General features: G+C 62.5%; 10 protein-coding genes and 2 pseudogenes. 4 read left to right on the forward strand and 8 right to left on the reverse strand.

What is annotated here, in order from left to right; translation table 11 throughout:
- Positions 1-81 precede the first annotated feature (81 nt).
- The 6 genes and pseudogenes from BCY88_RS36490 to BCY88_RS36510 form a co-directional block, all read right to left on the reverse strand.
- A complete protein-coding gene (locus tag BCY88_RS36490) occupies positions 82-888 on the reverse strand; it encodes a helix-turn-helix transcriptional regulator (protein ID WP_120348922.1) in 807 nt (268 codons plus the stop codon).
- A gap of 284 nt (positions 889-1,172) precedes the next feature.
- Positions 1,173-1,520: pseudogene (locus BCY88_RS36495) on the reverse strand (SDR family oxidoreductase); the annotation flags it as partial.
- Entirely contained in the window at positions 1,490-1,636 is a 147-nt protein-coding gene (locus tag BCY88_RS40840; protein WP_404935761.1) for an SDR family NAD(P)-dependent oxidoreductase, read from the reverse strand. The pseudogene BCY88_RS36495 and the gene BCY88_RS40840, both read right to left, overlap by 31 nt.
- Positions 1,633-2,790: an alkene reductase gene (locus BCY88_RS36500; protein ID WP_120348923.1), complete on the reverse strand. Its 1,158-nt coding sequence runs from the start codon at positions 2,788-2,790 to the stop codon at positions 1,633-1,635. Before BCY88_RS36500 ends, BCY88_RS40840 begins: the two co-directional genes overlap by 4 nt.
- Positions 2,791-2,949: 159 nt before the next feature.
- Positions 2,950-3,636: a type 1 glutamine amidotransferase domain-containing protein gene (locus tag BCY88_RS36505; protein ID WP_120348924.1), complete on the reverse strand. Its 687-nt coding sequence runs from the start codon at positions 3,634-3,636 to the stop codon at positions 2,950-2,952.
- 120 nt (positions 3,637-3,756) lie between these two features.
- A complete protein-coding gene (locus tag BCY88_RS36510) occupies positions 3,757-4,362 on the reverse strand; it encodes a TetR/AcrR family transcriptional regulator (RefSeq protein WP_120348925.1) in 606 nt (201 codons plus the stop codon).
- Between the two features lie 220 nt (positions 4,363-4,582).
- On the opposite strand from BCY88_RS36510, the pseudogene BCY88_RS36515 reads away from it, so the two are divergent.
- Positions 4,583-4,738 (forward strand): annotated as a pseudogene (locus BCY88_RS36515) (IS6 family transposase); the annotation flags it as partial.
- Positions 4,739-5,265: 527 nt separating this feature from the next.
- Entirely contained in the window at positions 5,266-6,399 is a 1,134-nt protein-coding gene (locus BCY88_RS36520; RefSeq protein ID WP_120348926.1) for a 4-hydroxyphenylpyruvate dioxygenase family protein, read from the forward strand.
- 35 nt (positions 6,400-6,434) lie between these two features.
- On the opposite strand, the gene BCY88_RS36525 is transcribed toward BCY88_RS36520, so the two are convergent.
- On the reverse strand, positions 6,435-7,367 hold the full coding sequence (locus tag BCY88_RS36525) for a LysR substrate-binding domain-containing protein (protein ID WP_120348927.1): 933 nt from the start codon (positions 7,365-7,367) through the stop codon (positions 6,435-6,437).
- Between the two features lie 167 nt (positions 7,368-7,534).
- Here BCY88_RS36525 and BCY88_RS36530 point away from each other — a divergent pair, with 167 nt between their 5' ends.
- Entirely contained in the window at positions 7,535-8,572 is a 1,038-nt protein-coding gene (locus BCY88_RS36530; protein WP_120348928.1) for a DUF1338 domain-containing protein, read from the forward strand.
- A 52-nt stretch (positions 8,573-8,624) separates the two neighbouring features.
- Positions 8,625-11,648 (forward strand): FAD-binding and (Fe-S)-binding domain-containing protein, encoded by a 3,024-nt coding sequence (locus BCY88_RS36535; protein WP_120348929.1) that lies wholly within the window; start codon positions 8,625-8,627, stop codon positions 11,646-11,648.
- Positions 11,649-11,701: 53 nt separating this feature from the next.
- On the opposite strand, the gene BCY88_RS36540 is transcribed toward BCY88_RS36535, so the two are convergent.
- Complete coding sequence (locus BCY88_RS36540) at positions 11,702-12,334, reverse strand: helix-turn-helix domain-containing protein (protein WP_120348930.1); 633 nt, start codon at positions 12,332-12,334, stop codon at positions 11,702-11,704.
- Between the last annotated feature and the right edge of the window lie 183 nt (positions 12,335-12,517).

The raw sequence follows: 12,517 nt of genomic DNA on the forward strand, positions 1-12,517 counted from the left end.
GACGTGAAGGACAGTGGGGACGTTGCTGCACTGGCGTCACTTTAGGCAAATCAAACCGGGCCAAGAAGGCGTCTTGTGATCCTATGAGTCCGAGTCACTGGCAGCGAGTCGCGGGATGTAAGTCACGAGCGACAGGTCCGGTCTGCCCGTGGGTGTCAGCGCCACATAGGTGAATTCGATGTGGTTGCCGGACGGATGGCGAAGCCGCTTGTCGCCCTCATCGAAGCCTTTGACCTCGGTGTCCTGCCACCACAAACGGAACTCCGGGCTCAGTTCCGTGAGCTCGTCGATGAGGCTGTCGAACGGTGCTTTGTCCTGTGCCTGGGCACGCGAGGCGCGGAATGCGGAGATCATGCCTCGCGTCATCTGTTCCCAGTCGAGAATTTGTGTGCGATAGGGCTTGTAAAGAAATAGCAGGCGAAGCGTATTGCGCTCGTGTGGCTCAAGCGACCCATAGTCGACGAACAGGTCGGCGATGGCGTCGTTCCAGGCGAGGATATCGAGCCGCGTATTGCGGACGTAAGCGGGCACGTTGATCGATCGAACCAGCAGTTCGATGCCTTCGCTGACACCGCTGCCGGTCGCGACCTGTGAAAGCTCACGTGAGGACAGCGCAAATAAATGCGCCGATTCCACGGTATCGAGTTTGAGCACTTTTGCAATTCGGCGCAGCGCGTCGGAAGACGGTTGAATGTCGCGTCCCTGTTCGAGCCACGTGTACCAGCTCACACTTACGCCAGCGAGCACGGCGACTTCTTCGCGCCGCAGACCCGGCGTGCGGCGTGGGCCCTCCGGCAGGCCGAACTCGGCGGGTTGCAAGCGGCCGCGGCGGCTGGAAAGAAACGTACCGAGCTCGCGCCGTTGTTCAGGAGAGGGTCTTCTCGACATAGGGCTTCACAGATCACGAAAGAATTGACAGAACAGCCGGCAATCCGTGCATCGTCGTGAAGCTCGGCAGGCCGCGACTCGCGTAAAGCACGGATAGAGCGGATTTGCTTTGCCCGGAAGCCCGAACGCTACCACGGCAATATTTATAGATCGTCAAAGGCGGTCGGGGCGCCAGGCCAGAGCCAGTGCACTACGGTACAGTGCGGGTCTCGCCGGCCCGCAGGCGAAGCGAGTCGCGTGAGCCGCGGGGGGAAGTCGTCGAGTGCGTGGATCACTGGCTATTGTCAAAACGCCTGGCTGGTCGGGCGAAGCACGATTTCGTTGATATCCACATCGTCAGGCTGCTCGATCGCAAATGCGATGGCTCTCGCAACCGAGTCCGCCGGAATGGCTTGGCGATAAAATTCGAGCACGGACTCCTGCGCGGTGCCGGACGTGTTGAACTTGAGGTCGCTTTCCACGGCGCCAGGCTCGATCGACGTAATGCGAATCTTCTCGCCGACCTCTTGCCGCAGCCCTTCAGAAATTGCCCTGACGGCAAACTTGGTTCCTGAGTAGACCGTCCCACCCGGCGCGAACACCTTGATGCCGGCAACCGAACTCAGGTTGATGATGTGACCACTGCCTTGCGACGTGCAGCGATGGCCACTTTCGCCCCACGGGCAGCGAGGCGGCGCGCTACTTGCGCACCAATGCCGGTGCTGCCGCCCGTGATCAGGACGACCTTGTTCTCAATGCCGTTGCTCATGACACCACCTCATTAGACGAGTTGAAAACCGATTCTGCGTACACGGGATAATCCGTGAGTCCTTCTTGTGCGCCGCCGTACAGCGTGGCGTGATTCACGGCATTGAGCGGCCAGTCGTTCGCAATGCGCTCCGGAAGATCCGGATTGGCGATGTAAGGGCGGCCGAATGCGATCAGATCCGCGAGGTTCGCTTCGACGAGCCGGGCACCGCGTTCCGCCGTGTAGCGACCCGCATAGATGATGCTGCCACTGAAAGTTTTCCGGACCTCGCGACGAAACGCTTCCGGCAAGTCGGGCGCGTTCTCCCAATCGGCTTCGGCGATCGATACGTACGCTGCGCCGGCTGCTTCGAGCACTTTGATCGCTTCGATATAGGTCTGATGAGGATCGTCTTCGACGAGGCCGATATAAACCCGTTCCTGATCGGTGCTCGTGAAGAGCGGTGTGAAACGCACGCCGAGTCGTTCCGGCCCAACCGCTTTGACGACCGCGTGGACGATTTCGCGCAGGAAGCGCAGGCGGTTTTGTAGCGAGCCGCCATATTCATCGTCACGTGTGTTCGCGTGCGCCGAGATGAACTGGTTCACGAGGTAGCCATTGGCCGCGTGAATCTCGACGCCATCGAAGCCCGCACGCAGCGCGTTCTTCGCCGCTTGCGCATAGAGTTCGACCAGCTCGCGGATCTCGGCCACCGTCAGCTCGCGCGGCACGGATGGTTCCACCAGCGTGCCGACGCCCGGAGCGGTCTGGATGAACGCCTTGACCTTCGAGGCCTGAATGGCGGACGGGGCGACCGGCGCGGCGCCGTTCGGCTGCAACGCGGAATGTGACACACGACCCACGTGCCAGAGTTGCGCGAAGATCACGCCGCCTTCTGCATGTACCGCGTCGGTCACCTGACGCCAGCCGACGATCTGCTCTTCGCTGTAGATCCCAGGGGTCCACGCGTAGCCCTGGCCGCGCGGTTCGATCTGTGTGCCTTCGCTGATCATGAAGCCGGCGCTGGCCCGTTGCCGGTAGTAGATCGCGGCGTGTGCCGTGGGTACGTCACCGGGTTGGGCGGCCCGCTGGCGCGTTAATGGCGGAAGTACGATGCGGTTTCGCAGCGTGTGCCGTCCAAGCTTGAGCGGCGTGAAGAGTGAAGGGTGGTGCATGGGCGGTTCGCTCCTTGGAATGACGCGAGTTGGTGGTTACGGCTCGACGGCGAGAGACCGCTGGCGGCGTGAATGCGTGGAGAGCCGACCTGTGCCCGTCGTGTATTCCACGAGGGGCTGCCAGACGACAGCCCCGCGCAGGCAGGTCAGCGTTCGCTATTACGCGGCGAGCGCCGGGTGCTTGATCAGAAGGGCAGCAGCGGACGACGACGATGCCGGGTTCTGCCCGGTAATCAGCAGACCGTCGGTGACGACATACGGCGCCCAGTCTTCGCCCTTCGAATACACGCCGCCCTTGGCCTTGAGTTCGTCTTCCACGAGGAACGGCACGATGTCGGTCAGGCCAACGGCGGCTTCCTCGGAGTTGGTGAAGCCCGTCACTTTCTTGCCTTCGACCAGCGGCTTGCCATCCGCTGCCTTGACGTGGCGCAGCACGCCCGGCGCATGGCAGACCAACGCGGCGGGCTTGCCGGCAGCGATGAAGGATTCGATCAGGGCGATCGAGTTCTTATCTTCGGCGAGATCCCACAGCGGACCATGGCCGCCCGGATAGAACACCGTATCGAAGTCCGCCTGCGTGACGTGGTCGAGGCGCACGGTGGCGGCCAGCTGCGCAGTCGCCTCGGGGTCGAGTTCGAAGCGGCGCGTCATGTCGGTCTGATTGGCCGGCTCATTGCTCTTCGGATCGAGCGGTGGCTGGCCGCCCTTAGGCGAAGCCAGCACGATCTCAACGCCGGCTTCCTTGAACGTGTAGTAGGGCGCAGCCAGTTCTTCGAGCCAGAAACCCGTCTTGCGGCCCGTGTTGCCGAGTTGGTCATGCGAGGTCAGAACCATCAGTACTTTCATTTTGTTTCTCCGTTATGAGTCAGTGACTCGGTAAGTGAATCTCTTTAGTAGTAGACCAGTCGTCTATAAAGAAGGCCAAAAAAAACACTTCCGGAGAAGTGCGCTTGCCGCCCCGATTTGTCAGGGAGCACGGTGGAGCATTTGCTGCGTTGTTCTCATCGCCATCTCGAAGGGCTGCATATGGCGAACGATCTTGACCATAATGCTGGCACCCAGCCACAACTGGTACAGACTCTGCGCGACGCTCTGCGAATCGCCCTCGATCATAAGCGAACCCTCGGCCACGCCGGTCTCGATAGCGCGCGCCAGCCGGCTCACGATTCCCGCCGTGCCGCGATTCAAGGTGGCGCGCATCGCTTCCGACATGTCCGCCACCTCGGCGCCCAGCTTGACCGCCAGACATTTGCCCTGGCAGTCGTAGAACGACTGGGTTTCCTGCCAGATCCTGAAGTAGTTCAGCAACCGCTGCGCCATGTCCAGACCGGGCTGGGCAAACGTCCGGTCGATGTCGTTCAGATATTCGTCAAAGTAGCTTTCGAGCAGCGCTACACCGAACGCATCTTTCGAGCCGAAGTAGTAGTAGAACGACCCCTTCGGCACGCCAGCCTCCGACAGAATCTCATTCAGGCCAACGGCGGAAAAGCCTTTGGCGCCGATCAGCCGTTGACCCACGGCAATGATGTTCTCGCGGACGTCGTTGGTTTCAGATGTGTTTGCGGTAGCCATGAGCGGACTATAGCTCATAGTAGACCAGTCGTATATAGAAATTTTGAGAAAACCATCACGACCTTCTCGGCCGATTTAACTCAGCGCACTAGACAGCAGCCGCGGAGTGGCGCCGAGCTTCCCCTGGCTCGCAATGTGCCAAGTCGGCAACGTCACGGAGGACGGGACTCTCACTGCTGTAGCGACCTCATCAGTCGGTCGGATAGCTCGCGGCGCAGCGCCCACGCGAGGGCGCATGCGCGGGTTCCGCGACCCTCAGCACACGCGGGCCTTCGTCTCGTGCTTCGGCTCGATTCGCCAGTACTTTGCGCTCAAGCGACACTTTTTACGCGCATCGCTTTATCGCAAGCAACTCGCCGTGCCATTTGACGCGTGACGCAGCATCGCCTCAGGTCCCCAAAACCCGTCGACAGATAGCTGAGCTTTTCTCCCCCTTGCTACATGCTGGCCGCAGCGCTTGAGGATGTACCTGGCGACACGGCGTGTTAGAGAGCGGTGCATGGGGACATCGTTCAGCGACGTTGCGTGCGCTCGGCTCATGTAAAATTCGCGCGTACGCCGTCCCGCTATGTCGTATCAACATGGCCTGACCGGCTCGCTACACGAGGGTCGATTCTCAACTTAATTGTCAAGCGTGCGGCAATACATGGCTGCCGACGGTTTTAGTTCGCAACTTTACAAGCACTTGAGGCCACACCCGGAATGTCCCAGCGCGATGCTCAGCGGAACTCGCAGTTCTCAACTTTATTGTGAAGAACTCGTGCAAAAGCCGTCGTGGGCCGCATTGCCGCGACGCAGCGCACACGCGGTGTCACACTGCGAGTGGACGACGGCTTGCACCAGCCCGCGGAAACATCACGAATACCCGGAACGCTGTACGAAAAACCGTACCAGGAGATTGCCATGCCCAGCGACTTGCCCACTCCAGACGCCGCGCTACGCGCCGTGTCGGCGCCTGAGCACAATCCGCTCGGCACCGCCGGCCTCGAATTTGTGGAATTCGCTTCGCGCGAGCCGAAGGTGCTCGGCGAGACTTTCACGAAACTCGGTTTCAAGGCGATTGCGCGCCATATCAGCAAGGACGTCACGCTGTATCGCCAGGGCGAGATGCATTTCCTGATCAACGCCGAGCCGGACTCATTCGCCGAGCGCTATGCCGAGGAATACGGCGCGGGCATCTGCGCGATCGGCATTCGCGTGGCCAATGCGCAGCGCGCCTTCGACCGCGCGATCGACCTCGGCGCATGGGCGTTCGAAGGTGAGCGCATCGGCACCGGCGAACTGCTGATTCCGGCGATCCAGGGCATCGGCGATTCGCACATCTATTTCGTCGACCGTTGGCGCGGCCGTGGCGGCCAACGCGGCGGCCTGGGCGACATCTCGATCTTCGATATCGACTTCCGTCCAATCGAGATCGATACCGCGCAAGCCGATCTGGATCACGCGGGCACCGGTCTCGTTGCGGTCGATCATCTGACGCAAACGGTCGGCGAGGGCCGGATGCAGGAGTGGCTCGATTTTTATCGCGACCTGCTCAACTTCCGTGAGATCCACGAGCTGCACGCGAACTGGCATGTGTCGGCGGAATCGCGCGTGATGGTGTCGCCGTGCGGCGCGATCCGCGTGCCTTTGTATGAAGAGGGCACGCGCCGCACGAATCTGATGCACGAGTATCTGCCGGATCATCCGGGCGAAGGTGTGCAGCACCTCGCGCTTGCCACCGACGATATCTTTGCGTGCGTCGAGCAACTCCTCGCGAACGGCGTTGAATTCGTCGAGCCGCCGCCGCGCTATTACGAGCAACTCGATGCGCGCCTGCCCGGACATGGGCTCGATGTCGAGCGGCTCAGGCGCACGCATGTGCTGGTGGATGGCGAGATCGGCGCCGACGGCGTGCCGTTGCTGTTCTTTCAGACCTTTGTGCGACGCGGTGCCGGTGAAATTTTCTTCGAGATCGTGCAGCGGCAAGGGCACCACGGTTTCGGCGAAGGCAATTTGAGCGCGTTGGCGCAGGCACGCGAACAAGCCGGCGCGTAGCGCCCGTCGCCCGTCGCTTGGCGCCTGGTGCTGAATCAATCGGTAGCGGGATTGCCTGCCAGTTCGGGATTCACCGCACCGTATGCAGCCGCTTCCCGCAGCAGCCACTCGCGAAAGCTCGTGAGCGGCTTGCCGTGGCTCAACTCGGTCGGGTAGACCAGGTAATACGCCGAGTCGGCAAGCGCGGGCACGTCGAGCGGTATCACGAGTCCGAGCTGGTCGAGTTGCGCGTCGACGAAAAAACGCGGCACGAGCGCGATGCCGAGGCCGGCAGCGGCGGCGCTGATCAGCATGGTGTGGAGTTCGTAGCGGACGCCTTGCATCGTCCGGGTGTCGTCGACACCGAGACCGGCGAACCACGATGCCCAGCCGTCCGGCCGGGTCGTGGAATGCAGCAGCGGGTAGTCCAGCAGATCGGCTGCCGTCCCGACTGGCCGCGTCAGCAAACTCGCCGCACACACCGGCACGACTTCCTCGCTGAACAGAAAATCCGCCGAGGTGCCCGGCCAGGTCGGTTTGCCGTAGTGGATCGCCGCTTCGAAATGCGTATCGGCAAACGGAAAGGTGCCCGTGCGCACGCCCATATTGACTCGCACATCCGGATACTGCGCGTTGAATGCCGCCAGCCGCGGAATCAGCCATTGCGAGGCGAAAGTGGGCAGCACCGCCAGTTCCAGATACCCCCCGCCGCTGCCGTGCGCAATGATCGACAGCGTGTCGCGGTCCAGTTGTTCCAGTGAGCGCCGCACCTGCGCGCTATAGACCTTGCCCGCCTTGGTCAGGACCACGCGCTGTTTGACGCGCACGAACAGCCGCACGCCGAGATTGCTCTCCAGCGTATTGATCTGCCGGGACACCGCGCTCTCGGTGAGGAAGAGTTCGCGCGCCGCATGCGTGAAGCTCTCGTGCCGCGCGGCGGCTTCGAAAGCGAGCAACGCACCCATGTTGGGGATCTTGAACTTTCGCACGTTGATTCCAAAAACGCATCAAGTGGCGATTTTATCTCGCTTTACGGCAACGCTGCGAATTTGAATAATCTCGCCTTCAACGATGCCGCGTTTGCGTCCAGAAGCCGTGCCGGCCGGGCACCTTCCCACGCACCAAGCGCGCCCGCCGCACCCCGCCCGGAACCGATATGCGAAACATCAAGAATGCGAATGTCGAACAATTGCTGCTGAAACTGCGCGGCGCCGAGAAAACTGCCAGATTGTTCGCCACGTTGAACCATCCGCGAATTCTCGACGAATGGGAGGATGGCGCGGTCACGCGCGCCGAACTGGCGCAGGCGATGAACATGGCGCTGTTCGAAGATCTGCTGGCGCGCTCGGCGAATGGCCGCCAGTACACCGAGGAGACGATCGCCGCCGGCGGCAGCGTCTATTTCGACCACGGCGCATTGCGCACCGTGCGCTGGACCGCGAGCGGCGCGTTGCCGCCGGGCGAAGCGGCTTTCGCGCGCATCCTGCGGCCGCTCGGCTTCAGCATCAACGGCCGCTATCCGCTCGACCGTCTCGGCATGACGGGCCGCGCCTGGGCGCATGACGACGCCCCCGATGAAATCGCACAGTTCTTCGTCAGCGAATTGCATCCCGAGCGGTTTTCGACGGCATTCCAGCAGGCGGTGACCAACGTGATCGGCGCCTCGCGCGATCCCTTGACGCCGCAAGCCGCGGGCCACTTGTGGGAGCTCGAACGCGACGGCGTGCTGCCGCTCGAGGCGGCTCATGCGCTGCTGCCGGTGATCGTCGGCGCGTTCGCACGTCAGCATGAGACGCCACGCGAGGCCGATTACGCAGTATTGTTGAACGAGTCGGCGGAAATGGCGTGGATCGCGACCGAAGGCAACGCCTTCAATCACGCCACCGATCGCGTCGCGGACGTGTTCCAGCTTTCCGACGACGAAAAGGCGAAGGGGCGGCCGATGAAGCCGGAAGTCGAGCGTTCGCGCTCGGGCCGCGTGTTTCAGACCGCGTACCGCGCGGATATCGTGCGGCGCGAATTCCGTGCGGCCGACGGCAGCATCGTGACGCGCGAGGTGCCGGGCTCGTTCTACGAGTTCATCACGCGCAAGCGGACCTTCGACCAGGACGCGCGCCGCTGGGAAACGGACCTGCGTTTCGACGCGGGCAACGCGCAGGGCATCTTCAAGATGACCGCGAGCCAGGCTGCGTGATGCGCGGCTCAGGCCATGGCGCGGGCGTTGGACACAAGACGTGAGGGACGCGGTGGGAACGTCATTGGATGAAGAACAGGGCGCGGGCGTGCATGCTTCGCTGAGCGCCGTGGCCGATAGCACCTTGAAAGCGCCGCGGGTTGCCAGGCCCTTTCAAGGGACTGCCGCCGTGCTGCAGGCACTCGAAGCCGATCTGCGGCGTAGTGTGCGCGGCGAAGTGCGCTTCGATCAGGGTTCGAAAGCGCTGTATGCCTCGGATGCGTCGAACTATCGGCAGGTCCCGCTCGCCGTGGTCGTGCCGTCGAACGTCGACGATCTGGTGGAAACGCTTGCCGCTTGCCGCCGCAATGACGTGCCCTTCCTGCCGCGCGGCGGCGGCACCTCGCAGAACGGCCAATGCGTGAACGTCGCGGTGGTGGCCGATGCCAGCAAGTATGTGAACCGCGTCGTGTCGGTCGATCCAGTAGCGGGCGTCGCGCTCGTCGAACCGGGTGTAGTCTGCGACACCTTGCGCGACGCCGCGGAAAAGCACGGCCTGACCTTCGCCCCCGATCCGGCGACACACAGCCGCTGCACGCTCGGCGGCATGATCGCCAACAACTCGTGCGGCGCACATTCGGTGATGGCCGGCAAGACGGTCGAGAACGTCGAGGCGCTGGAAATCGCGACCTTCGATGGCGCGCGTTTCTGGGTCGGCCCGACTCCTGACGACGAACTCGACCGCATCATTGCGGCAGGCGGCCGCCAGGGCGAAATTTACGCCGCGCTCAAGCGGCTGCGCGACACCTACGCCGATCAGATCCGCGCCAGATTCCCGCAGATCAAGCGGCGTGTGTCGGGCTTCAATCTCGATCAATTGCTGCCGGAAAACGGCTTTAACGTCGCGCGTGCGCTGGTTGGCACCGAAGGCACGTGCGCCGTGACCCTGCAGGCGAAAGTGCGGCTCGTGAAGAGTCCGGCGAAACGCGTGATCGTCGTGGTCGGCTTTACCGATATCTACACCGCGGCGGACGCCGTACCGCATTTCATGCGCTGCGGGCCGATCGCGATCGAAGGGCTCGACCGCGCGATCATCCGCGGTTTGCAGGCGCGCGGTCTGAAGAAGGACGAGATTGCCCTGCTGCCGCAAGGCGATGCGTGGGTCGTGCTCGAATTCGGCGCCGATACGCAAGACGATGCGGTGCGGCAGGCGCAAACCGCTGCGGCGTATTTTTCGTCGGGTGAAGCGGGGCCGAATGTGTCGGCGATGCTCGTCGAAGATCGCGCGTTGCAGGCGAAGGTCTGGTCGATCCGCGAGACGGGGGCGTCGGCGGTGGCCTTGTCGGTGGAGACGGGCACGCCCGATCCGGTGGTCGGTTGGGAAGATGCGGCGGTTGATCCGCTGCGTCTCGGCGATTATCTGCGCGCCTTTCAGGCGCTGGTGGATCGTTACGGCTACGAGACGAGTCTGTACGGCCATTTCGGCGACGGTTGCGTGCACGCTCGCATTACGTTCGATCTGCGCAGCGTGGAAGGCGTCGCGACGTGGCGCAAGTTCTTGCGCGAAGCGGCGCACCTGGTGGTCGAATTCGGTGGTTCGCTGTCGGGCGAGCACGGCGACGGCCAGGCCAAGGCCGAGTTCCTGCCGATCATGTACGGCCCGGAACTGATGCAGGCAATGGAACAGTTCAAGGCGATCTGGGACCCGGCCAATCGATTGAATCCAGGCAAGGTCGTGCACGCGTATCGCGCCGACGAAAATCTGCGCATGGGGCCGGCGTACAAACCGGTGAGCCTGCAAACAAAGCTCACGTTCGCGAGCCCGGAGGGGGATGGTTTTCAGCGCGAGATCGAGCGATGCATCGGCATGGGCAAGTGCCGCTCGCTCGAAGGCGGCACGATGTGCCCGAGCTATCGCGCGACACGCGAAGAGAAGTATTCGACGCGTGGCCGCGCGCATCTGTTCTGGGAAATGCTGCAAGGCGACGTGCTCACCGATGGCTGGCAAAGCCGCGAAGTGAAGGAAGCGCTCGATACCTGCCTCGCGTGCAAAGGCTGCAAATCCGATTGTCCGACGCACACGGATATGGCTTCGTACAAAGCGGAATTTCTTTCGCATTACTACGAGACGAATCGTCGACCGCGGCAGGCGCTGTTCATGGGGCGGATTGGCGAATGGGCGCCGTTGGCGGCAAGGTTTGCGCGGCTGACGAATTTCATGACGTCGGCGCCGGGTTTGGCCGCGGTCGGGAAATGGGCTGCCGGGGTGGCGCAAGCACGGGAATTGCCGAAGTTTGCTACGCAGACTTATCGGCAGATTGCGCGGCGCTCGCTCAAGGCTGAGGGTGACGCTCGTGTGCGTGCCGGTGGTGAGGTGAAGAAAGTCATCTTGTGGGTCGATACTTTCAACGACCACTTTACGCCCGAAATCGCGCAGGCCACTGCCGACGTGCTGACGCAAATGGGCTGGCACGTCGTGCTGCCAAAGAACCGTTTGTGCTGCGGGCGTCCGCTGTATGACTTCGGTTTGCTCGAGCGTGCGCGCGAGTTGCTGGGCACGATTCTCGACGACCTTGGCGACGATATTGCCGCGGGCGTGCCACTAGTCGGTCTTGAGCCCGGCTGCCTGTCGGTGTTCAAGGACGAGTTGCTCAAGCAGCTGCCCGGTCATGCGTTAGCGAAACAGCTGTCGGCGCAAACATTTCTGTTCTCCGATTTCGTCGCGCGTCAGCCGTTCGAATGGCCGGCGCTTGCGGCCGACGTGATCGTGCACGGGCATTGTCATCAGAAGGCGCTGTTCGGTATGCAAGGCGACACCGCATTGCTCGACAAGCTCGGCGTGAACTGGAAACTGCTCGATACGGGATGCTGCGGAATGGCGGGATCGTTCGGCTTTAACGACAAGCATCACGCGCTTTCGGAGAAGATTGGCGAAGACAGGTTGTTTCCTGCTGTGCGCGCTGCGACCGCGGCGAATGCGGAAACGATCGTGCTGACCAACGGCTTCAGTTGCCGTGAGCAGATCGAGCAGGGGACCGGTCGCCACGCAATGCATATCGCGCAACTGGCGCAGCGGGCGTTGGCGGCGCGTCGTTGAAGTGCACTGGCCTCCGCGTTGATACGCGCCGTGGCTTGCGCCAAACGCCTTCGTTACTTTTTCGCGGGCTCCGCCGTGGCCGAGGTCTGCGGAATGTCGGCGCTGGTCGCCATCCACAACACTTCGGCGTCTTCGTCGCTGGTGGAGACCGCGGCGTGGCCAGTGCGGCTGTCGAAGTAAAGGCTGTCTCCGGCGTTCAGATGGGTCGGCGCGTACAACTCGGAATACAGGCATACGCTGCCGCTAATCACGTATAGAAACTCTTCGCCTTCGTGACGGCCCCAGTCGTCGAAAGCGTCCAGCGTGTGTGCCGAGATGCGGATGCGAAACGGCAACATCGCCTTGTGCGCCAGATCCGTGGCGAGTAACTCCATCTGATAGCCGCGGTACGCGTGGCGCTGACCTTCGTTCTTGCGGGTCAACGCGCGGCGGCCGTTGGCGCTGACCTTGGGTGTCGAGCCAAAGAGCTCGCCGATCTCGATCTTCAGGCCGAGCACGATTTTCTGGAGGACGTCGAAGGTCGGGGACATCAGGCCGTTTTCGACCTTGGACAGCGTCGAGCGGGAGACGCCGCAGAGGCGGCTCGCGGTTTCCAGCGTCAAGTCCTGCGCCTGGCGGGCGGCGCGAACGCGACGACCGAGGTCGGTAGTGGATGGGTCGGCGGGTTTGGTGAGGTGCGTGTCCATGGGGGCTGGCTTAAATGCTTGCCTTGCGCGGCGTTCGATGTTTCCGATAATAACATTTGGGCCAGTGGCGGCGGCATGGGGCGTTTCGACGGGGCGCGCCCATGAACTTTTCCCATCGGAAACGAGCGGGCACGGAGCGTTGTGCATGACAGTCCACGTGCCCTGGCGTGGGTGGTCACCGCG

This window comes from Paraburkholderia fungorum, assembly GCF_003610895.1.
GTDB classification, from domain to species: domain Bacteria; phylum Pseudomonadota; class Gammaproteobacteria; order Burkholderiales; family Burkholderiaceae; genus Paraburkholderia; species Paraburkholderia fungorum_B.